18 protein-coding genes are annotated in these 21791 nt (G+C 66.0%); 12 read left to right on the top strand and 6 right to left on the bottom strand.

What is annotated here, in order from left to right:
* Nucleotides 1–141 precede the first annotated feature (141 nt).
* The gene (locus SMN802W_RS0100895; RefSeq protein ID WP_019514996.1) at nucleotides 142–357 is read left to right on the top strand and encodes a hypothetical protein; all 216 of its coding nucleotides are present in this window, start codon (nucleotides 142–144) and stop codon (nucleotides 355–357) included.
* Nucleotides 358–465: 108 nt separating this feature from the next.
* On the opposite strand, the gene SMN802W_RS0100890 is transcribed toward SMN802W_RS0100895, so the two are convergent.
* On the bottom strand, nucleotides 466–936 hold the full coding sequence (locus SMN802W_RS0100890; protein ID WP_019514995.1) for an Hsp20 family protein: 471 nt from the start codon (nucleotides 934–936) through the stop codon (nucleotides 466–468).
* Nucleotides 937–1136: 200 nt separating this feature from the next.
* Here SMN802W_RS0100890 and SMN802W_RS0100885 point away from each other — a divergent pair, with 200 nt between their 5' ends.
* From SMN802W_RS0100885 to SMN802W_RS0100865, 5 genes are all read left to right on the top strand, one after another.
* A complete protein-coding gene (locus SMN802W_RS0100885) occupies nucleotides 1137–3638 on the top strand; it encodes a TonB-dependent receptor (RefSeq protein ID WP_019514994.1) in 2502 nt (833 codons plus the stop codon).
* A gap of 418 nt (nucleotides 3639–4056) precedes the next feature.
* Nucleotides 4057–5307: a lipoprotein-releasing ABC transporter permease subunit gene (locus SMN802W_RS0100880; RefSeq protein ID WP_019514993.1), complete on the top strand. Its 1251-nt coding sequence runs from the start codon at nucleotides 4057–4059 to the stop codon at nucleotides 5305–5307.
* A 109-nt stretch (nucleotides 5308–5416) separates the two neighbouring features.
* Nucleotides 5417–6061 (top strand): ABC transporter ATP-binding protein, encoded by a 645-nt coding sequence (locus SMN802W_RS0100875; protein ID WP_019514992.1) that lies wholly within the window; start codon nucleotides 5417–5419, stop codon nucleotides 6059–6061.
* Nucleotides 6058–6651: a GNAT family N-acetyltransferase gene (locus SMN802W_RS0100870; RefSeq protein WP_019514991.1), complete on the top strand. Its 594-nt coding sequence runs from the start codon at nucleotides 6058–6060 to the stop codon at nucleotides 6649–6651. Before SMN802W_RS0100875 ends, SMN802W_RS0100870 begins: the two co-directional genes overlap by 4 nt.
* Nucleotides 6648–7127 carry a glutathione peroxidase gene (locus SMN802W_RS0100865; RefSeq protein ID WP_019514990.1) on the top strand — a complete coding sequence of 160 codons (480 nt, stop codon included), beginning with the start codon at nucleotides 6648–6650 and terminating at the stop codon, nucleotides 7125–7127. The genes SMN802W_RS0100870 and SMN802W_RS0100865 overlap by 4 nt, the downstream gene beginning before the upstream one ends.
* A gap of 2 nt (nucleotides 7128–7129) precedes the next feature.
* On the opposite strand, the gene SMN802W_RS0100860 is transcribed toward SMN802W_RS0100865, so the two are convergent.
* A complete protein-coding gene (locus SMN802W_RS0100860) occupies nucleotides 7130–7804 on the bottom strand; it encodes an HdeD family acid-resistance protein (protein WP_019514989.1) in 675 nt (224 codons plus the stop codon).
* Here SMN802W_RS0100860 and dnaE point away from each other — a divergent pair.
* A complete protein-coding gene (dnaE, locus tag SMN802W_RS0100855; RefSeq protein ID WP_019514988.1) occupies nucleotides 7796–11311 on the top strand; it encodes a DNA polymerase III subunit alpha in 3516 nt (1171 codons plus the stop codon). The two genes, SMN802W_RS0100860 and dnaE, sit on opposite strands and share 9 nt — an antisense overlap.
* Here dnaE and SMN802W_RS0100850 read toward each other — a convergent pair.
* The 4 genes from SMN802W_RS0100850 to SMN802W_RS0100835 are packed head-to-tail and all read right to left on the bottom strand — an operon-like array spanning nucleotide 11308 to nucleotide 15529.
* Nucleotides 11308–12390 carry a PA0069 family radical SAM protein gene (locus SMN802W_RS0100850; RefSeq protein ID WP_019514987.1) on the bottom strand — a complete coding sequence of 361 codons (1083 nt, stop codon included), beginning with the start codon at nucleotides 12388–12390 and terminating at the stop codon, nucleotides 11308–11310. The genes dnaE and SMN802W_RS0100850 overlap by 4 nt on opposite strands.
* A 46-nt stretch (nucleotides 12391–12436) precedes the next feature.
* Nucleotides 12437–12964 carry a molybdenum cofactor biosynthesis protein B gene (moaB, locus tag SMN802W_RS0100845; RefSeq protein WP_019514986.1) on the bottom strand — a complete coding sequence of 176 codons (528 nt, stop codon included), beginning with the start codon at nucleotides 12962–12964 and terminating at the stop codon, nucleotides 12437–12439.
* A gap of 4 nt (nucleotides 12965–12968) precedes the next feature.
* Nucleotides 12969–14753 carry a transglycosylase SLT domain-containing protein gene (locus SMN802W_RS0100840; RefSeq protein ID WP_019514985.1) on the bottom strand — a complete coding sequence of 595 codons (1785 nt, stop codon included), beginning with the start codon at nucleotides 14751–14753 and terminating at the stop codon, nucleotides 12969–12971.
* A gap of 8 nt (nucleotides 14754–14761) precedes the next feature.
* Nucleotides 14762–15529, bottom strand: a complete 768-nt coding sequence (locus SMN802W_RS0100835; protein WP_019514984.1) for a uracil-DNA glycosylase family protein — start codon at nucleotides 15527–15529, stop codon at nucleotides 14762–14764.
* Nucleotides 15530–15678: 149 nt separating this feature from the next.
* Here SMN802W_RS0100835 and SMN802W_RS0100830 point away from each other — a divergent pair, with 149 nt between their 5' ends.
* The 5 genes from SMN802W_RS0100830 to recA all read left to right on the top strand — a co-directional run bounded on the left by SMN802W_RS0100830 (nucleotide 15679) and on the right by recA (nucleotide 21714).
* Entirely contained in the window at nucleotides 15679–17322 is a 1644-nt protein-coding gene (locus SMN802W_RS0100830) for an electron transfer flavoprotein-ubiquinone oxidoreductase (protein ID WP_019514983.1), read from the top strand.
* 52 nt (nucleotides 17323–17374) lie between these two features.
* Nucleotides 17375–18985, top strand: coding sequence for a tetratricopeptide repeat protein (locus SMN802W_RS16110; protein WP_238560079.1), 1611 nt, complete (start codon nucleotides 17375–17377; stop codon nucleotides 18983–18985).
* Nucleotides 18986–18997: 12 nt separating this feature from the next.
* Entirely contained in the window at nucleotides 18998–19837 is an 840-nt protein-coding gene (locus SMN802W_RS0100820; protein ID WP_019514981.1) for a 4-(cytidine 5'-diphospho)-2-C-methyl-D-erythritol kinase, read from the top strand.
* Nucleotides 19834–20538 (top strand): enoyl-CoA hydratase/isomerase family protein, encoded by a 705-nt coding sequence (locus SMN802W_RS0100815; RefSeq protein WP_019514980.1) that lies wholly within the window; start codon nucleotides 19834–19836, stop codon nucleotides 20536–20538. The genes SMN802W_RS0100820 and SMN802W_RS0100815 overlap by 4 nt, the downstream gene beginning before the upstream one ends.
* A 102-nt stretch (nucleotides 20539–20640) precedes the next feature.
* Nucleotides 20641–21714: a recombinase RecA gene (recA, locus tag SMN802W_RS0100810; RefSeq protein ID WP_019514979.1), complete on the top strand. Its 1074-nt coding sequence runs from the start codon at nucleotides 20641–20643 to the stop codon at nucleotides 21712–21714.
* The last annotated feature ends 77 nt before the right edge of the window (nucleotides 21715–21791 follow it).

Below are 21791 nucleotides of genomic sequence, written 5' to 3'. Positions count from 1 at the left end.
GGCACTGCGGCCTTGACCTTGGCCGACGTTCAGCCCGTCCCGGTCAAGCTGTCGTTCATCGCTTCATGCTACCCGCCTGCTTGATCGAGGTGCAGTGACCATGCTGTACCCGGTGCATTGGGACCGGTGGGGATCGCATCCATGTCATTTGCAGCAACGGCGGCCGCCGGCCTGCCACAACACGCGCGTTCCGTGATGTGCTCGGCAAGGCAGGCGGGGCCGCGTCACTTCCTGCCGCCTGATACCGATCGCTCGATCCTGTCGCTGCTGTCCGACATGGGGCTGACGCGCCACTTCATGGGGCACGTCGTTCTGACTGCCGCGGGATTGGCGGTCCTGCGCGTCATCACCGGTTGAGGGCCGCGCCGGCGCAATAAAGGAAAAGGCGCCCGGGCGGTTGCCCGGACGCCCCACGACGCCTCTAAAGGGAGCAAAGAGGCGCCGAACTGGTCGGTGCTGCCGTGCTCAGGCGGCTTTGGCCTCACCCGCAGTCGGTTCGTTCTCCACCGCGGCGAGCGGCGCTCCGGTACGCACCGCGATCTTCTTCGGCTTCATCGCCTCGGGCACCTCGCGCACCAAGTCGATCACCAGCAGTCCGTCGTTCAGCCGCGCGTCCTCAACGAAGACGAAGTCGGCAAGCTCGAAACGGCGCTCGAAGCTGCGGTTGGCGATCCCGACGTGCAGGAAGCTCGGCCCCTCGGCCTTGTCGTCCTTGCGCCCGGCGACCAGCAGCAGGTTCTGCTGCGCGGTGATCTCCACCTCGTCGCGGCTGAACCCGGCGACGGCCAGCGTGATGCGGTAGCGATCATCGGCGATCCGCTCGAGATTGAACGGCGGGTAATTCTCGGATGCGCCGCGCGCATTGGCCTCGATCATGTCGAACAGACGATCGAACCCGATGGTAGAGCGGCGATAGGGGGTAAGGTCGAAACGCATCTCAAATCCTCTGGTTGAGCGAGTTGAAAAGCGGCGTCCGGGTGTCCGCGACGCCGGCATCGCCCGGCCCGATCAAGCGGCACCGCGCATTAGACAAGATGGTAGACCGGCGAAGCGTTTCAAGCTGCCGCTAAACATCTACTTCATTGATAGGGTTTCACCTTCGCGCTTACGCTGCGTGAAACAAAGGGGATCACGCCATGACCGTCACGCTCGCGCTGCTGCTCGCCCAGGCCGCGCTGCAATCGCCCGCTGCTCCGGTCGTCGATCCGCCCGCGACGCAGGAAGAGACTGGACAGGAAACTGCGGCCGGTCGACTGGGCAATGCGCAGCAGGGTGGCGGCGACATCGTCGTGACCGCCCGGAGACGCAGCGAGACGGTGCAGCAGGTGCCGATCGCGATCTCGGTCATCGGCGGCCAGGCGCTGGCGGATACCGGCGCGTACAACGTCAATCGGCTGACGCAATTGCAGCCTTCGCTACAATTCTACTCCACCAATCCGCGCAACTCGGCGGCGAACATTCGTGGCCTTGGCGCGCCGTTCGGGCTCACCAACGACGGGATCGAGCAGGGCGTCGGTATCTATGTCGACCAGGTCTATTACAGCCGCATCGCCTCGGCGACGTTCGATTTCACCGATACCGAGCGGATCGAGATCCTGCGCGGACCGCAGGGAACGCTCTACGGCAAGAACACGACCGCGGGCGCGATCAACATCACGACGCGCAAACCCAGCTTCACGCCCGAGGCACGGGTCGAGCTGACCGCGGGCAATTACGACTTCGTCCAGGCGAAGGCGTCCGCGTCGGGTCCGCTGGTCGACGACAAGCTCGCCGCCCGGCTCTCCGCGTCGGTAACACGGCGGCGCGGCACCGTCTACAATGTCGCGAGCGGCGAGTACGTCAACGCACAGGACAATCAGAGCATTCGCGGGCAACTCTACTGGCACGCGACCGACACGCTCGACCTCACTTTGTCTGGCGATTACAACCACCAGGACCCGGATTGCTGCGCGCAATATTACGTGCGCACCGGAGCGACGCAGCGCCCGCTGACACGGCAATATGCGGCACTCGTCGCGGCGTTCGGCTATGCGCCGCCGTCGACGGACGCGTTCGATCGCGTGACCGACCTCGACACGCCGCTGCGCGCGCGACAGGAACTTGGCGGCGTGTCGCTGGTGGGCGAACTCGATCTCGGGTCGGCGTCGCTGACGTCGGTTAGCGCATGGCGGTTCTGGGACTGGAAGCCTTCAAACGACCGCGACTTCATCGGCCTGCCGATCACGACCGTGTCCGCCAACCCGTCGCAGCAACGGCAGGTAAGCCAGGAGTTGCGCATCGCCTCGAACGGTCGCCACACGCTCGATTACGTCGCCGGGCTGTTCTACTTCCATCAAACGATCGACACGCAAGGATTGCAGGTGCAGGGCTCGGCGGCGAGCCGCTGGCTGCTCAACCCGCCCGCCGGCGGCTGCACGCCCGCCAGCACCGCCAATGCGTGCAATCCCGCGGTGCTGAACGGGCTGACCTCGCGCAACACGATCGGGTTCAGCAACACCAGCGCGGCGGCGTTCGGCAAGGTGACGTGGCACGTCAGCGACCGTCTCTCGATCGCGCCGGGCCTGCGCGTGAACTACGACAAGAAGAAGGGTGATTACCTTTCGCTGGTTACCACCGGCAGCGGCGCGACGCTCGACTGTTCCGCGACGGCACAAGGTGCGAGCAGCGTGACGCGCGACCGCTGCGGCGTATTGGCCCCCCAGAGCTACCAGCCCGATTTCGACGATTGGAACGTCTCAGGCGACGTGACGCTGGCCTACGACCTGTCCGACGACCATCATTTCTACGCGACCTATGCGCGCAGCTACAAGTCGGGCGGCATCAACCTGTCGGGTCTGCCGCTCGGCAGCGACAACCTGCCGCTCCTCACCACCGCGACCGTAAAGCCCGAAACGGTCAACCATTACGAGCTCGGCTTCAAGAACCAGTTCCTCGATCGTCGCGCGACCGTCAACATCGCCGCTTTCTGGACCGACATCTTCGATTATCAGGCAACCGTCACCAACAGCCAGTTGAGCGTGCTGCGCGGCTATCTCGCGAATGCCGGGCATGTCCGCACGCGGGGGGTAGAGATCGATTCGGCGTTTCGGCCGACCAGCCGGCTGAACGTCTACGCCAATGCGGCTTACACCGACGCCAAATACCAGCGCTTCACCGATGCGCCGTGCCCACCCGAGCTGTCGGGCGGCACCGCGCTGCCGATCGTCAACGGACAGGTCGTCGGCACGCCCGCAGCCGCTGGCACGCCGGGCAACAGCCTGCCGTTCTGCAACATCTCGGGGCAGCGCATTCCCGGCGTGTCGAAATGGGCCTTCTCCTACGGTGCGGAATATGGCGTTCCGACCAACTTCGGCGGCGCCGACGGCAACTTCTACCTCGGCTACGACGGCAGCTACCGGTCGAACTTCTCGTCCAACCCCTCCGAGTCGATCTACACGCAGGTGAACGGTTATTCGATCTCCAACGTGCGGGTTGGTTACCGCGAGGGCAGCCGGCTCAACGTCTTCGGCTGGGTGCGCAACGTCTTCGATCAAGACTATTTCGAGCTGCTCGCCACGCAGTCGGGCAATACGGGGCTCGTGGTCGGGCAGCCGGGGGACCCGCGCACCTATGGCCTTACCTTCTCGGCATCGTTCTGAAGAACGAGGGCGCGGCGACATGGCCGCGCCTGTACTTGCCAAGATGCCCTGATTGCCACGTCACCAAGTATTTCCAGGCGGTGCAAAAGCAAACGCCCGGATCGTTTCCGACCCGGGCGCCTGCGTGACGATCAACTCGTCAGCCCCCTAATCCTGCATTCCGCCCGCACGCTTCAACTTGGTTGAAGCGGGGCTGGTCTGCTTTCCCCGAACCACGGCTTGTGCCTGTGTGCCAGTACAGTGTTGCTAGGTGAGGCGGGCTCTGCTGTCGACTGTCATGAACGACGCATAAACCGATTGTGTCGCCGCTGTGATTTATTCGCCACAGCCCGGGCGTGTGCCGTGGCACCGGGACCGGACATGAACGCCACCTACCTCCCCGTTGCCAGCCGCGGGCGTGCGTCCTAGAGCGGCGGCCATGTTGCTGTCGCGCTACGAGAGCATGATCGCGCGCCGGTACCTGCTGCCCGGACGTGGTGAACGCTTCATTGTCCTGGTCGCCGGGTTCAGCCTGGGCGCGGTGATGCTCGGCGTCGCCGCGCTGGTGATCGTCATGAGCGTGATGAACGGCTTTCGCGCCGAGCTGTTCGACAAGATCGTGGGACTAAACGGCCACGCAGTGGTGCAAGGTGTCGGCGGTCGCCTGCCCGATTGGCAGCAGGTGGTGCGCGACGCGCGGGCGACACCCGGCGTCACGCAAGCGACGCCGCTGATCGAGCAGCCGCTGTTTGCCACCTACAATGGCCGCGCCGAGTTCATCCTGCTGCGCGGCATGCGCGTGCAGGACATCCGCGACAATGCGACGATCCGGTCGAAGGTGCTGGTCGGCAGCCTCAACGCGGTGACACCCGGCAGCGGCAACGTTGCGATCGGCGCGCGGCTGGCCGAGGCGCTGGGCGCAACCGTCGGCTCGCAGATCACGATCTGGAACCCGCAGGGGCAGTCGACTCCGTTCGGCACGGTGCCACGGCAGGTCAGCTACACCGTTGGCGCCATCTTTGAAGTCGGCATCTACGATTACGACAAGGCCTATGTAATCATGCCGATCCAGGACGCGCAGACGCTGCTGCTGATGGGCGATTCGGTCAGCATGATCGAGCTTGAGACCGCAAACGCCGACAAGGTGGGCGAGATCCTCGCGCCGCTCGCACCCAAGGTGCAGGGCTATGCGATCATCCGCGACTGGCGGCAGCTGAACGCGGAACTGTTCGACGCGCTGGCGGTCGAGCGCGTGGCGATGTTCGTCGTGCTCTGCATTATCATCCTCGTCGCCGCGTTCAACATCGCCAGTTCGCTGATCATGCTGGTGCGCGCCAAGACGCGCGACATCGCGATCCTGCGTACGATGGGGGCGAGCAGGGGCGCGATGCTGCGTATCTTCATGACGGTCGGCACGACGATCGGCGTGCTCGGCACGATCGCGGGATTGCTGCTCGGTGCGGTGTTCCTGTTTTACCGGCAGGCGGTGGTCAATTTCGTCCAGCTCGTGACCGGTCAGAATTTGTGGGACCCCTCGATCCGCTATCTGACCGAGCTGCCGTCCAAGCCCGATCCGGTCGAAATCGCGGCAATCGTCGTCATCACGCTGATCATGACGTTCCTAGCAACGATCTACCCCGCCTATAAAGCGGCGAGTACCGACCCGGTGCAGGTGCTGCGCTATGAATAGTGGCGAAGACGCTATCGGCCGGCGCATCGGAGCCGCCATAGGTGGCGGCTTTGCCGCGACTGACGACGGCGGGGTTTCCACAGGTAGCCCCGTCCTCCAAACCCGCGGCTTGGCGCGAAGCTTCACGCAAGGCTCCGAAACGATCCACGTCCTGCGCGGCGTCGACCTGTCGATCGCGCCGGGTGAGATCGTCGCACTGCTCGGTCCCTCGGGCTCGGGCAAGTCGACGATGTTGCAGGCGATCGGCCTGCTTGAAGGTGGGTTCGAGGGCTCGATCCGGATCGCGGGCGAGGAGGCGGCGCGACTTGATGCTAGGGGGCGCACCGCGGTGCGCCGCGACCAGCTGGGCTTTGTCTACCAGTTCCATCACCTGCTCGCCGACTTCAACGCGATCGAGAACGTGATCCTGCCGCAGCTCGTCCACGGGGCGGAGCGACCCGCAGCGGAGGCGCGCGCGACCACGCTGCTGACGGTGCTCGGGCTCGGTCATCGCCTCACGCATCGCCCGTCGCAACTGTCGGGCGGCGAGCAGCAGCGCGTCGCGGTCGCGCGCGCGCTCGCCAATCGCCCTGCGTTGATCCTGGCGGATGAGCCTACCGGCAACCTCGACGAGCATACGGCCGATGTCGTGCTGGCCGAGTTCCTTCGGTTGGTGCGCGAGGAAGGCTCCGCCGCACTCGTCGCCACGCATAACGAGCGGCTGGCGAAGCGGATGGATCGCATCGTCCGGCTGCACGAGGGCCAGTTACAGTGAGCGCGTGGCGCGAGGCGGTGACGCTCTCGGGCCGGCACGTCACGCTCCGCCCGCTTGAGGCTGACGACTGTGACGCGATCGTCGCTGCGCTTGCCGAGATTGGCCCGAATTTCGCGACCGTCGTCCCCGACGCTGCGACGATTGGCTCGTGGTACCAAGCGGTTGAACGACAGGTCGAGGCGGGGCGCGCGCTGCCGTTCGTCGTGCTGGACGCGGCCGGCGAGGTGGCAGGCGTCACGCGCTACATGCGGATGAACGAGGCATATCGCCGGCTCGAGATCGGTGGCACCGTCTATGCCCCGCGCGTCCAGCGCACCAAGGTGAATACCGAGGCGAAGCGGCTGATGTTGACGCATGCGTTTGACACACTTGGGTGCCAGTGCGTGCAACTGCGCACTAACGTCCTCAACCGTGCGTCGCGTACGGCGATCGAGCGGCTCGGCGCGCGGCTGGATGGCATCCTTCGCGGGCATATGGTGACCGCAGAGGGCGAGGTCCGTGACAGCGCGGTTTATTCGATCATGGCGCACGAATGGCCGCAGGTTCGCCGCAATTTGGATTATCTGCTCACCCGCGGAGAACAAAGATGAACGCGATTACCGACATGACGGTTCGGGCAGCGGACGGAACGCCGACATCGCTCGATCAATGGCGCGGCAAGGTGCTGCTGATCGTCAACACCGCCTCCAAGTGCGGCTTCACGCCGCAATATGAGGGGCTTGAGGCGTTGCACCGCGATCTTTCACCACGCGGGTTCGAGGTGCTGGCGTTTCCGTGCAATCAGTTCGGCGCGCAGGAACCCGGAGATGCAGCGGAGATCGCCAATTTCTGCTCGCTCACTTACGATGTCACGTTTCCGGTCTTCGCCAAGATCGACGTGAACGGCAACAATGCGGATCCGCTGTTCGAACGCCTTAAGGCTGCTGCTCCCGGTGTGATGGGGAGCAAGGCAATCAAGTGGAATTTCACCAAGTTTCTCATCGACCGCAGCGGCGGAGTGGTGACACGCTACGCGCCGACGACCAAGCCCGCTGAGATGCGCAAGGACATCGAGGCGCTGCTCTAGTCTCAGCTCGGAACGGCAAACGCGCTGGCGCCCTTACGATGGTCTGCCGCCGCGGTGATCGAGGTCGCGCCGCCGAAGATGAAGCTGATCCCGAGAATATAGCCTGGCAGCGCCAACGCAGAGAAGGGGACTGTCGCAAGGATGAACAACGCCAGCAGTACATTGATGACGCCAAGCGCGATCAGCATGCCACGCCCGCGCTTTAGTCGAACGCCGTAGATCAGTTCCAACACGCCGCGCACGCCCAGCCACACCGCGACCATCAGCGTCAAGGACAGTGCACCCGTCGCCGGCTCCAGCAGCATGACCAAGCCGACGATCAGCGAGAGCACGCCGAACAGGATCGAGTAACCGCGTTGCGTACTGCCATGGCCGAACAAGGCCGCGGCGATCGCGAAACCGCCCGCGACAAAAAAGAACGCGCCGATCACGACGGTCGCGGCAAAGGTTGCCGTGAATGGCCACACGAAGGCAGTGATGCCGAGGACGACCGAGACGATGCCGTACGCCAAGATCCAGCCCCAGCCGGCGCCGACCTCGCCTTGTCGCGCCGGATTGGCGCCGCGCACGTCCATCATCGTCGATACTCCTGTCTGCGCCGCCGAACGGGTGCCGAAGCACACGGTTCCGCGCTGGTAGAATCGCTGCGCCACGACTAGGTTGAAGCGATGCCGCATTCCGGGTTCGTGCCGCTCCGCATCTTCTCCTGCTACACCATGCTCGATGGCGCGATCGATCCGAAGGCGATCGCCAAGCGTGCGGCGAAGCTCGGCTTCCCCGCCGCCGGGTTGACCGATCGCAATGGCCTCTACGCCGCGATGGCGTTTTCAGACGGCGCGTTCGCCGCCGGGGTGCAGCCCGTGATCGGCACGATGCTGGGCCTCTGCCGCCCCGACATGCCGGAGGGCAATGCGCCGGTGGTCGACTGGATCGCGCTTTATGCGCAGGACAGCGCCGGCTACGACAATCTGTGCGCGCTTGTCAGTCAGGCGCACCTCGACCGACCGCTCGAACACGCGCCGCACGTCACCTTCGATGCGCTGGAACGGCATACCGTCGGCCTGATCGCGCTGACCGCGGGTGGAGAGGGTGCGCTGGCGCGCCTGTTCGCCGAGGATCAGCCGGCCCGCGCCGCCAGCTACGCCGAACGTTTGCAGACGCTGTTTCCCGACCGCCTCTACGTCGAACTCGTCCGCCGCGGCGATGCGATCGAGGAGGCGGCGGAGGAGGCGCTGCTCGATCTCGCCTATGCGCGCGACCTGCCACTGGTCGCGACCAACCCCTCGTGCTTCGAGGAAGCAAGCTTTGGTGAGGCGCACGACACGATGCTGTGCATCGCCAACTCGACCTACGTCGAGACCGAGGATCGCCCGCGCAGCTCACCCGAGGCGTGGATGAAGCCCGCGGCCGAGATGCGGGCGCTCTTTCACGACCTGCCCGAGGCGATTGACAACACGCTGGTAATTGCGCGGCGCTGTGCCGTTGCGGCACCCAAGCGCAAGCCGATCCTGCCCAGCCTTGCCGGTGATCGCGAAGGTGAGGCAGCGATGCTTCGCGATCGCGCACGCGAAGGGCTTGAAGCGCGGCTTGTTCGGATCGAGCAACTGACGTTGGTTGCCGGTGACGCGGCAGAACCGCTCGCGCCGGACTGGAAGCAGGGCTATCGCGACCGACTCGAGTTTGAGCTCGACGTCATCATCCAGATGGGGTTTCCCGGTTATTTCCTGATCGTTGCCGACTTCATCCAATGGGCGAAGTCGCATGACATCCCTGTCGGGCCGGGGCGCGGATCGGGCGCGGGCAGTGCGGTCGCCTGGGCGTTGACGATCACCGATCTCGATCCGATCAAGCTCGGCCTGCTGTTCGAACGCTTCCTCAACCCCGAGCGCGTGTCGATGCCCGACTTCGACATCGATTTCTGCGAAACGCGGCGTGGCGAGGTGATCCGCTACGTGCAGGAGAAATACGGCCGCGATCAGGTCGCGCAGATCATCACCTTCGGGAAGCTGAAGGCGCGCGCGGTGTTGAAGGACACGGGCCGCGTGCTGCAGATGAGCTACGGGCAGGTCGACCGCCTCGCCAAGCTGGTGCCGAACCATCCGACCGATCCCTGGGACCTGAAGCGCGCGCTGAACGGCGTGCCCGAGCTCGCCAAGGAATATGCCAACGACAATCAGGTCCGACACCTGCTCGACCTGGCGACGCAGCTCGAGGGCTTGCCGCGCCACTCGTCAACGCACGCCGCTGGCGTGGTGATCGGCGACCGGCCACTCGCGCAGCTTGTTCCGCTTTACCGCGACCCGCGTTCGGACATGCCGGTGACGCAGTTCGACATGAAGTACGTCGAGGGGGCGGGGCTCGTTAAGTTCGACTTCCTCGGGCTGAAGACGCTGTCTGTTCTCAAGAAGGCAGTACAACTGCTTGCGAAGCGCGGCATCTCCGTCGATCTCGATGCCTTGCTGTGGGACGATACAGCCGTCTATGATCTGCTTCAGAGCGGCAACACCGTCGGCGTGTTCCAGCTTGAATCCGAGGGCATGCGGCGCACGCTGTCGGCGGTGCGCCCGACCAACTTCGGCGACATCGTCGCGCTTGTCTCGCTTTATCGACCTGGTCCGATGGACAACATTCCGTCGTTCGGCCGCCGCAAGCAGGGCACCGAACCAATCGACTATCCGCATGCGCTGCTAGAGCCTATCCTGGCCGAAACCTACGGCATCTTCGTCTACCAGGAACAGGTGATGCAGGCCGCGCAGGTGCTGGCGGGCTATTCGCTCGGCGGCGCCGACCTGCTGCGCCGCGCGATGGGCAAGAAGGTCAAGGCGGAGATGGACGCGCAGCGCTCGATCTTCGTCGCCGGGTGCCAGGAGGTGAACGGCATTCCCAAGGCCAAGGCGAACGAGCTGTTCGACCTGATCGACAAGTTCGCGGGCTACGGTTTCAACAAGAGCCACGCGGCCGCCTATGCGCTGCTCGCCTACCAGACCGCGTGGTTGAAGGCGCATCACCCGCACGAATTCTTTGCCGCGTCGATGTGCTACGACCTGCACCTGACCGACAAGCTCGCGATCTTCGTCGAGGATGCGCGGCGGATGAACGTCGAGCTGCTGCCACCGTGCATCAACGCCAGCCAGGCCGAGTTCGACGTCGAGACGGCGACGGATGGCACGCTGGCGGTCCGCTTCGCGCTCGCGGCGCTGAAATCGGTGGGCGAGGGCGCGATGGAGCGGCTGGTCGAGGCGCGGACCTCAGGTGGCGCATTCAAGAGCCTTAGCGATCTGGCCGACCGGGTCGATCCGCGCCTCATCAACAAGCGCCAGCTGGAAACGCTGGCGGCCGCGGGTGCGTTCGACGGGCTTGAGGCCAACCGCGCCGGCGTACACGCGGTCGCGGAGACGATCCTCGCGGTTGCAGCGAGCGCGCATCACGGCCGCACCAGCGGGCAGGGCGGTTTGTTCGGTGAGGAAAGTCATGCGGGCGACGTCATCAAGCTGCCGGCGACCGCACGTTGGAGTCTGATGGAGCGGATGGAGCAGGAGAAGGACGCCTTCGGCTTCTATTTCTCCGCGCACCCGGTCGACCGCCACCGCATGCTCGCCAAGATGCATGGTGCGCGCACCTTTGCGTCGTTGAACGAGCTTCACATCGCCGATGGCGCGCGCGTCGGCGCGACGCTGGCGGTGCTGGTCGAGGAAGCGCGCTGGCGCACCTCGGCGCGGGGGCGGCGGTTCATGATGGCGACCTGTTCCGACGCAACGGGGCAGTTCGCGGCGACCTGTTTCGAGGACGGCACCACGGCCGACCTTGAGGAGGCGGCGCGGATCGGCGGTTGCGGGCTGCTGACGGTCGAGCTGGACCGCCGTCCCGGCGAGGAGACGCCACGCGTCAGCATCAAGGCGATCAAGCCGTTCGAGACGCTCGCGGCGACGACCCGTTTCGCGCTCGGCATCGCGTTGACCGACGCGGCGGCGATACCGGCGCTGGCGGCGCTGATCGGGGAGCGGCGCGGGCAGCGCGGCAAGGTGACGCTGAGCGTGCCGGTGCCGGACGGCGGCACCGCGCGCGTGCTGTTGGGGCACGACTTCTCGCTCGACGCCGAACTGGCCGAGCAGATCGAGGGGCTGGCGGGTGTCACGTCGGTCAGCTTCGACGTGGAGGAAGTGCGGCTGCGCGCGGTCGGCTAGAACAACTCGCCCTGCGCGCCCGGCGGTGGGCGAAAGCGCGAGCAATCGAGGTTCAGCCGGCGGCGATCGTCGGAAAAGCCGTGCTTCGCGCGTGCAATGCGGAAGCGCGTGCGTAGCAGGTCGGCCCATACGCCTTGCCCGCGCATTCGCGTAAAGAACCCCGCATCGTTGTCACGCCCGCCGCGCAAGCTCTGGATCGTCGCCATCACCTTGCCCGCGCGATCGGGGAAGTGCGCGTCGAGCCAGGCGCGGAACAGGGGTGCGACCTCCCACGGCAGGCGCACGGGGATGTACGATACACCGAGCGCGCCCGCGTCGGCCGCTGCCGCGACGACCGCCTCGACCTCGTGATCGGTGACCGCCGGGATCACCGGCGCCATGTTGACGTAGGTCGGCACGCCTGCATCTGCGAGCCTTCTGACCGCCGTTAGCCGTCGCTTGGGGGTGGGAGCCCGCGGCTCGATCGTCATTGCGACACTCGGATCGAGCGAGGTGATCGAGATCGCGACGGCTGCTTGCCACTTTTCCGCCATCGCGGCGAGAACATCGAGGTCGCGCACGACACGATCGGACTTGGTCGTGATCACGACCGGATGATCGCAGGCGGCGAGCACCTCCAGCAGCGCGCGCGTGATCTGCCAGTCGCGCTCGATCGGCTGGTACGGGTCGGTGTTGGTCCCGATCGCGATCGGCGCGCAGCTATAGCCGGGCTTGCGAAGTTCAGTCTTGAGGAGTTCGGCTGCGTCGGGCTTGGCGAACAACTTGGTTTCGAAATCGAGGCCGGGCGACAGGTTGTGAAAGGCGTGGCTCGGCCGCGCGAAACAGTAGATGCAGCCGTGTTCGCATCCACGATAGGCGTTGATCGAGCGGTCGAAAGGTACGTCGGGCGAGGTGTTGCGTGAGATGATCGTGCGTGGATGCTCGATCGTCACGGTTGTACGTAGCGGAGCCGACGCGCCGTCGATTACCTCCCGCGCGTCGAGCCAGTCGCCGTCGACCTCGGTTTGCGGAAGGTTGAAGCGGCGGCTCTCCGCGTTCAGCGTCGCGCCTCTGGTCGCCCGTTTCTTCTCCGCCGCCATGCCTCAAAACTACGGCAGTGTTGAGAACATAGCAAGAACGAACGTTTTAGCGTTCCAGCAGGCGCGGCATCAATTCGACGAAGTTGCAGGGTCGATGGCGGCTGTCGAGCTGGTCCTTGAGGATGCCGTCCCACGCGTCCTTCACCGCGCCGGTCGAGCCCGGCAGCGCGAAGATGTAGGTGCCGCGCGCGACGCAGGCGCAGGCGCGGCTCTGCACGGTCGACGTGCCGATCGACTGGTATGACAGCCAGCGGAACAGTTCGCCGAAACCGGGAATCATCTTGTCCGCGACGTGCTCGACCGCTTCGGGCGTCACGTCGCGCCCGGTCACCCCAGTGCCGCCCGTGGTGATGACGCAATCGACCTGTGTGTCATCGATCCAACGGTTCAGCTGCGCGACGATCGCGTCGGCGTCGTCGCGCAGGATCACACGGTCGGCAAGGACATGCCCCGCTGCCTCTGCCCGCGCCACTAACGTGTCACCCGAACGATCTTCGGCAAGCCCGCGTGTATCGGAAACCGTCAGCACCGCGATCCGCACCGGAAGGAAGGTGCGCGTTTCGTCGATCGCCACCGGGTTAGTCGGCGCGGGTCGAGGAGGCGGGACCGACCGTGGCGTTGATCGCGATCGCGGTGGCGGGCGCCTGCGCGTTCATCCGCACTGCCGTCGCGCCCGGCAAGCCGGGGAAGCGCGGCCACATGCCCTGCGCCAGCGCGGACCGGCTCGGCGACGCCGCCTTGCCGCCCTGCGCCTCGTACATCCAATAATTGCGCAGCACCGTCACGACATAGCCGCGCGTCTCCCAATAAGGGATGCTCTCGATGTAGAGCAGCGGGTCACCGCCGTCGCGGACGATGCCGTTCCACTCACCGACGTGCTGCGGCCCGGCGTTATACGCCGCGATCACCTTCGGGAGCAGTCCGCCGGTCATGCCCATGTCGCGCAGCCGCTCGATGTGGCGCTGGCCGATGTCAATGTTGGTCGAGGGGCGGGTCAGCGCAGCCTGATCAACTGTGGTGCCGCGTTCGCGCATATAGTCGGTCGCGGCCGCAGGCATGATCTGCATCAGGCCGTAGGCGCCGGCCGGGCTTTTTACCCTGGTGCGGAACCCCGATTCCTGCAGCGCGTGCGCGTAGACCAGCGCCTTGTCGATGCGCCAGCCGCTGTCGGGCGTCCAGCTTGGCTGTGGATAACGCGCCTCGGCGAGCGCTGTGACTCCTTGCGGCATGTTGTGCGCCAGCCATACGGTCGTTGAGGCGAGATCGAGCTGCTCGGCCAGCCGCGTCAGGCTGGCGAATTCAGCCGGGGAGCCGATCCGCGCCTGCTGACGCAGAACGGTGTCGGCCTCGTCATCCTCACCGATCTCGACCAGCGCCGCGGCGACGCGGACATTAGGGCGGCGTTCGAGCGCGGCCCAGTCGTCGGTCACCCGCTGCGGGCGTGACTTGGCAAGATCGATCCCCAGCGCCTGTCGCGCGAGCAGGCCGTAGAAGGTCTCACCGAACTGCGATGCCTGTTTCAGCCGCGCCTCAACTTTGTCGGGGCGGCCGCACATCATGTCGGCTCGTGCAGCCCAGTAAAGTGCGGTCGCGCGCAGGTCGGTGTCGGGCGCGCGCGCGGCGACATTCTCGAACGCGGGGCTCGTCGCGCTGCAATCCTTTTGTCGCCACGCCGCGAGCGCGCCGGTCCAGCGTGCCTGGATCGTCCAGTCGCCCGCGCCGCTCTCCGCCTTCGCCGCCAGCGCGCGCGCCTGGGTGTCGAGACCCTGGAGGAAGTAGATCCACGCGATGCGCGCCTGCCACTCGGTCTGCGCCTCGGGCGAGAGCCCTTGCGTTTGGTCGAGCAGCGCCTCGGCCTCGGTGCCCAGATCGGCCTTGATGAACGGCTGCATCCTGGTCGCCAAATCGGCGGCGATCAGGTCGCTCCTGGTCGCCTTCGCGCGGGCGCGGATAGGAGCGCCATCGTTCCAGATCAGCCGCTGCTGCACGGGAAGCGGCGGCAGCTCGGTGACGCCGCGAAGCTTCGCGATCCGCTCGAGCTGGTCGGCCTGCGGCAGTTCGGGCGCTTCATTGATGAGCTTGAGCAGCGCGTCGGCTTCGACCTTGGGGCTGCCCTTCGCCGTGTAGAGCTCGGCGCGCGCATAGGCGTGGAGCGGACCTTGCGCCATGCTGTCGAGCGCGATTTGCGCGTCGCTCCAGCGGCTGTCGTTGATCGCGGCGAACACGGCACGGTAGCCGTTGCGCTGTTCGGGCGTCAGTTGCTGCGGGATGCCGGCGGTACGGGCGGGCGGTGCAGCCGCGGCCAAGGCAGGCGATACCAGCGCGCACAAACCATAGGCCGCGCCGGCCAACGCGCGCTTCAACCCCGTTCTCACTTCTGAAGTCCCTCGTTCAGCAAGATCAGATCCTTCCACGCTTCCGCCTTGCACGCCGGCCGGTCCAGCAGGACGCGGGGGTGATGGCTCGCAACGACACGCGTGCTGGTGCCATCCTTATGGTTAAAGGCATGCAAACGCTCGCGCGCGCCTGCGACGTTCGTCGCCAGAACGGCACGGGTCGCCGCATCACCAAGCACGAGCAGGTGCTTGGGCGCCGCGAGCGACAGATGGTGGCGCGTCACCTCGCCGAGCCGCTGCTCCAGGTCGCGCGGCACGCGACCGATCGTCGGCCGACGAACGCAGACGGAGGCGAGCAGCACCGCGTTGCGCGTCAGCCCTATCGCGTGCAGCATGTTGTCGAACAGCCTGCCTGTCGCTCCGCCAAGCAACTGGTCGCGATCATCACGCTCAGGGCAATCGACCAGCACCATCAGCGCCGCGTCGGCCGGCCCGGTCGTCCCGATCGGCTCGCCCGACCATGCTGCGTCGGGCGCGTCCTTTCCTGCGCGCCATGTCACGAAGTCGGCCAGCGTCACCGGGAGCGCTCCGGATGCAATTATCGCCGGTGACGCGTGGCTGACCCGCTCGGCCGGCGGTGGCGAGACGTCGTCGGGTGCGGCAAAATTGTTCCGGTTCAACCAGTTGACGGGTTCGTCACCCACCACCACGTCGACCCCGGCGTCGCGCCACCACTCAAGCGCGCTCGCCGCATAGTCGGTCCAGTTCTCACTGGCCCAGTCGATGTGCTGATCTGCCCCCATGCTTGCTGCGCATAGGATGCGTGGTTGACGCGAAGGTCAAGTTGCTGGCACCGCAGCATGGCCAGGATGGTGCTGCGGTGCGATGAGGAGTGCGTGCCCGCGCCAGCGGGGCGGCCAGAGGAGAGTGTGAAGTGAGCGATCGCGAATCGATGCCGTACGACGTGGTGATCGTCGGCGCCGGCCCAGCCGGGCTGTCGGCGGCGATCCGCATCAAACAACTCGCCGCCGAAAAGGAAGCCGACATCTCGGTCTGCGTGCTCGAAAAGGGCTCGGAAGTGGGCGCGCACATCCTGTCGGGCGCGGTGATCGATCCGCGCACGCTCGACGAATTCCTACCCGATTGGCGCGAGGACGGCTGCCCGCTGGCCGAAGTGCCCGTGACCGAGAACATCCATTGGGTGCTGACCAAGAACAAGAAGGTCAACCTGCCGCACCTGTGGACCCCGCCGTTCCTCCACAACAAGGGCACTTATACCGGCAGCCTGGCGAACCTTTGCCGCTGGCTCGCGGGCAAGGCCGAGGAACTCGGCGTGGAAATTTTTCCCGGCTTTGCCGCCGCCGAGGTGCTATTCAACGAAGACGGCAGCGTTAAGGGCGTCGCGACCGGCGACATGGGCGTCGCGCGGGACGGCACGCACAAGGGCGACTACCAGCCGGGACTGGAGCTGCACGCGAAATACACCTTCTTTTCTGAAGGATGCCGCGGTCACCTGTCAAAGGAACTGATGCGCATTTTCGACCTGCGCGCCAATTGCGATCCGCAGGTCTATGGTCTGGGCGTCAAGGAACTATGGGACATCGACCCTGAGCTTCACACGCCGGGCAAGGTCATCCATACGCAGGGCTGGCCGCTGAGCGAAACCGATGGTTCGAACGGCGGCGGCTGGATCTATCATCAGGCGAACGGGCAGGTCTCAATCGGCTTCGTCACCTGGCTCAACTACACCAACCCTTATGTGTCGCCGTTCCAGGAGATGCAGAAGTGGAAGACGCATCCCGAGGTCGCAGCACTTCTGAAGGGTGGAAAGCGCGTCAGCTACGGCGCGCGCGCGATTTCGGACGGCGGCTTGCAATCGATCCCCAAGCTCGTCTTCCCCGGCGGCGCGCTGATCGGGGATAGCGCAGGCTTCCTCAACGTGCCGCGGATCAAGGGCACGCATACCGCGATGAAGTCGGGCACGATGGCGGCGGAGGCCGCGGTCGAGGCGATCCTGTCGCAGCGCTCGGGCGACGAGCTGACCGCCTATCCAGAGGCGTTCGAGCATAGCTGGGTCAAGAAGGAGTTGTCGATCGTCCGCAACGTCGTGCCGCTGGTAAAGAAGTTCGGCGACTTCATGGGCTCGGGTCTCGCCGGCATCACGATGTGGTCCGAATATCTCGGGCTCAAGATGCCGTTCACGCTGCACCATCATCCGGACAACGAAACCTTGTGGCGCAAGGACATGGTGAAGAAGGTCGAATACCCGAAGCCCGACGGCGTGCTGACCTTCGACAAGTTGTCCTCCGTATTCCTGTCGAACACCAACCACGAGGAGGATCAGCCCGTCCACCTGACGCTCAAGGACGCGTCGGTGCCGGTCGCGCACAATCTGCCGCTCTACGACGAGCCGGCGCAGCGTTATTGCCCGGCGGGCGTTTACGAGATCGTGGGCGAAGACACGTACGATCCCCGTCTGGTGATCAACGCGCAGAACTGCGTCCACTGTAAGACGTGCGACATCAAGGACCCGACGCAGAACATCAACTGGGTCGTGCCCGAAGGCGGTGGTGGACCCAATTACCCGAACATGTGACTTTGCCCGATCCGCTCGCCGCCGCCATCCTGCGACGGCGAGCCTCTTGTTCTTGACGGGATTGCTTCTCGGTACGCCAGCGTTGGCGCAGACCAACGTCGCCGACACCGCCGCCGTCGATCGCGCTGACAGAAGCGTTGCCGAACCCGAGGTCGCAGCCTATCTGCGCGCCAGAGTGGCCGATGCGGACGGGCAGGTCGCTCTGGCCGCGAGCGACTATGATGCTGCGCTGGGCGCGTCATCCAACGACCCGGTCGTCGCAATCCACGCCTATCGTGAGGCAGTCCGCGCGGGCGATTACGCGCTTGCGGACCGCGCCGCCGCGGTGCTGGCCCGCAAGGGCGTGCTGCCGAGCGACGCGCCGCTGCTTGCACTCGCCGCAGCCGCGCGCGCCAATGATCGCGCCGCGGCCGATCGCGCGCTGACGGCGCTAGAAGCGACGCCGCTTAAGATCCTGTCGGCACCGCTGCATGCTTGGGCGGCGCTCGAGTGGAAGGGCGATCCCACGGCCGCGCTCGCCGTCCAGCCCGGCGACGCGGTGGCCCGCCGCTTCGTCTCGGAAACGCGCGCGCTGCTTCTGCTCGCGCAGGGCCGCAGCGAGGAGGGCGTGGCGGCGCTGCGTCCGCTGCTCGGCAACGATCAGTCGAGTACCGATACCCGCATCGCCGCCGCACGGCTGCTGATCGCGCGCGGTGACCGCAACCTCGCGCGTGCCCTGCTCATCGGCGACGCGCCGCCAGTGGTCGCCTTGCGCGAGCGGCCGCGCGCGCGGATCGAGCCGGGTCTCGCCTTCGGCCTTTCATGGCTGCTGACCCGCGTCGCGTCAGACCTCGCGCTCGGCAACCCGACCGGTCTCAGCTATACGCTCGTTCAGTCCGCGCTGCGCGCCGATCCCGGCGACGACCGCGCGCGATTGTTGCTCGCAGGCGCCTTGTCGAAGGACGGCGCGACTGACCGCGCACTCGCGGTGCTCGACCAGGTCGATGCACGCGGCATCCACGCGACGCAGGCGATGGCGGGACGTGTACAGATTCTTGCCGATGCCGGCCGGACGCAGGAAGCCTTGCGTCTTGCCCAGCCACTCGCCGCAGCGCGCGCCGCCGACCCGGCCGATGTCCAACGGCTCGCCGACCTGTACCTGCGGCTCGATCGGCCCGGTGACGCTGCGCCGCTCTACCGCCGCTTGGCCGAGCGCGCCGGGGCAGACTGGACCGACTGGCTGCAATATGGTGCCGCGCTTGATCGCGGCGGCGATTGGCCGGCGGCACGCGGCGCGCTTGAACAGGCCTATGCGCGTGCGCCCGATCAGCCGCTGGTTCTCAATTACCTCGGCTATGCGCTGATCGAGCATGGTGAGCGGATGCCGGAGGCGCAGGCGATGTTGGAGCGTGCGGCGAGGGCTGAGCCGACCGATGCGGCGATCACCGACTCGCTCGGCTGGGCGTTGTTCCGCCGCGGTGATGTTCCGCGCGCGTTGCCGCTCGTCCAACGCGCCGTCGCGGCCGACCCGAACAACGCAGAGATTGGCGAGCATCTCGGCGACATCTATTGGCGAGTCGGGCGCCGTTACGAGGCGCGCTATGCCTGGACCGCCGCCCGCGCTACGGCGGAGACGCCCAACATCGCGCAGCGGCTGTCGGGCAAGATCGCCAACGGGTTATGAAAAGGAACGGCCGTGTCGGAGCAGGTGATCGTCGAGCCGGCACCGGCCAAACTTAACCTGGCGCTCCACGTCCGTCGCCGCCGCGACGACGGCTACCACGACCTCGAAACGTTGTTCGCCTTCGCGCGCGACGGGGACGTGGTCACCGTCGAGCGCGGCCCGGCCGCGTTGACGATCACGGGACCATTCGCCGGCGGGTTGAGCAACGGCGTGGACAATCTCGTCACTCGTGCCGAGCGCGCCTTTTGCACCAGCTTCGGCATCGATGCGGCGCATGCGATCACGCTCGACAAGCACCTGCCGGTTGCATCCGGCATCGGCGGTGGGTCGGCCGATGCGGCTGCGACGTTGCGCGCACTCGCGCGGCTGCACGGCATGTCGGTGACCGACGAACGTCTGTTCGCGCTTGCCGCTACGTTGGGGGCCGATGTCCCTGCCTGTCTCCTTGGACAGGCAGCGCTCGGACACGGGAAGGGCGACGCGCTTGCCGGGATCGAGGGGCTCGGCGACATGCCGGCGCTACTGGTCAACCCGGGCGTGGAAGTCTCGACCGCAGCGGTGTTCGCGCGCTGGGACGAAGAGGATCGTGGTGCGCTCGCGCGCGGCGACACGCTTGAGCGCGCACTAGCGGGTCGCAACGATCTGCAACCACCCGCCGAACAAATCGCGCCGGTGATCGCGGAGGTGTTGACGGCGCTGGCCGGCCAGCCTGGCGTCAGGCTCGCCCGCATGTCCGGCTCCGGTGCGACGTGTTTCGCGTTGTTCGGCTCGTTCGCCGCGCGTGACGAAGCGGCGCGGCGCATCAGGGAAGCGGCACCGGGATGGTGGCAGCTGGCGACCTTCGTGCAATGATCCGCCTGACCATTGAGGGCACGGTCGCCCGGATTGCGCTCGATCGCGCCGGCGCGCGCAACGCGCTGCCCACTGCGACGTGGCTCGACCTGGCCTCGATCGTCGCACGGGTGCCGATGGAGGCAAAGGTCGTGCTGCTCGCCTCCGATGTGCCGGGCATCTTCTGCGCTGGCGCCGACCTGCGCGATCTCTCGCGCCTCGCCGACGATGTTGGCGCACGTGGCGCGTTCCGCATGGCGATGCGCGACGGGATCGAGGCGATCGCCGCATTGCCGATGCCGACGATCGCTGCCGTTCAGGGCGGTTGCCATGGCGCCGGCGTTGCGCTGGCACTCGCGTGCGACATGATCGTCGCTACGCCCGCGGCGCGTTTCGCGATCCCGCCAGCCAGGCTTGGGATCGGCTATCCGGCGCCTGATGTGGCCAGGCTAGCGGCGCGTGTCGGCAAGGCGCAGGCCGCCCGGCTGCTGTTCACGGCGGAGACGATCGACGCGGCCGAGGCATGTCGCGTCGGCTTGGTCGACCTGAACGCCGACGCGCGCCACGTCGCCGAGCAGATCGCCGACAACGACGGAGAAGCGCTTCGGCTATTGAAGCGGATGATCTGCGACCCGTTGCTGAACGACCACGACCAGAGCTTCGAGGACTCCTTCGCTTCAACGCGCTTCGCAGAGCGCGTTGCCCGATACCGAACGGCTTGATTGTGCCATATCGTTCCCTACTTGTTCCTAAGGAACAAAGTGTGTACGGATGCATGAACGCGTTGACGTGACGCGCGGGTGCTTTAGCGAAAGGGAACGGCAATGGCCGCAAAACTTCAGGTGATCGATACCGGCATGGCAACCGCGACTAACGACCGTCAAAAGGCGCTCGACGCCGCGCTCGCGCAGATTGACCGCGCGTTCGGCAAGGGCTCGGCGATGAAGCTCGGGCAAAAGGAAGCGATGCAGGTGGAGGCGATCTCGACCGGGTCGCTCGGGCTCGACATCGCGCTTGGCGTTGGTGGCCTGCCGCGTGGACGGGTGATCGAGGTGTACGGCCCCGAAAGCTCGGGCAAGACGACACTCGCGCTTCACGTCATCGCCGAGGCGCAAAAGAACGGCGGCACCGCCGCATTCGTCGACGCCGAGCACGCGCTCGATCCCGTTTATGCGAAGAAGCTGGGCGTCAACATCGACGAACTGATCGTGTCGCAGCCCGATACGGGCGAGCAGGCGCTGGAGATCACCGATACGCTGGTCCGCTCCAACGCGATCGACGTGCTGGTGGTCGACTCGGTCGCCGCGCTCGTTCCGCGCGCCGAGATCGAGGGCGAGATGGGCGACAGCCATGTCGGCCTGCAGGCGCGGTTGATGTCGCAGAGCTTGCGCAAGCTGACCGGCTCGATCAGCCGCTCGCGCTGTATGGTGATCTTCATCAACCAGCTGCGCATGAAGATCGGCGTCATGTACGGCAACCCGGAAACCACCACGGGCGGCAATGCGCTGAAATTCTACGCCTCGGTCCGCCTCGATATTCGCCGCACCGGCGCGATCAAGGATCGTGACGAGGTGACCGGCAATGCAACGCGCGTGAAGGTGGTGAAGAACAAGGTCGCGCCGCCGTTCAAGCAGGTCGAGTTCGACATCATGTACGGCGAGGGCATTTCGAAGATCGGTGAGATCCTCGATCTCGGCGTCAAGGCCGGACTGGTCGAGAAGTCCGGCGCGTGGTTCTCCTACGACAGCGTCAGGATCGGGCAGGGGCGTGAGAACGCCAAGAATTTCCTGCGCGAGAACAAGGAGATGGCCGATCGGCTGGAAAAGGCGATCCGCGCCCGCACCGATGCGGTGTCTGAAGAGATGATGGCCGGACCCTCCGAAGACGACGATATCTGATCAAGGTCGCTGCTTTCGATTGTTCATGCACGGCTCGCCAGTAATGGCGGGCCGTTGTTGTTTTCGCGAACGGCGGC

This window comes from Sphingomonas sp. Mn802worker (assembly GCF_000382485.1).
GTDB lineage: Bacteria > Pseudomonadota > Alphaproteobacteria > Sphingomonadales > Sphingomonadaceae > Sphingomonas.
The sequence above is the reverse complement of the archived record's forward strand: the minus strand, read 5'-3'. Positions and strand labels throughout refer to the sequence as shown.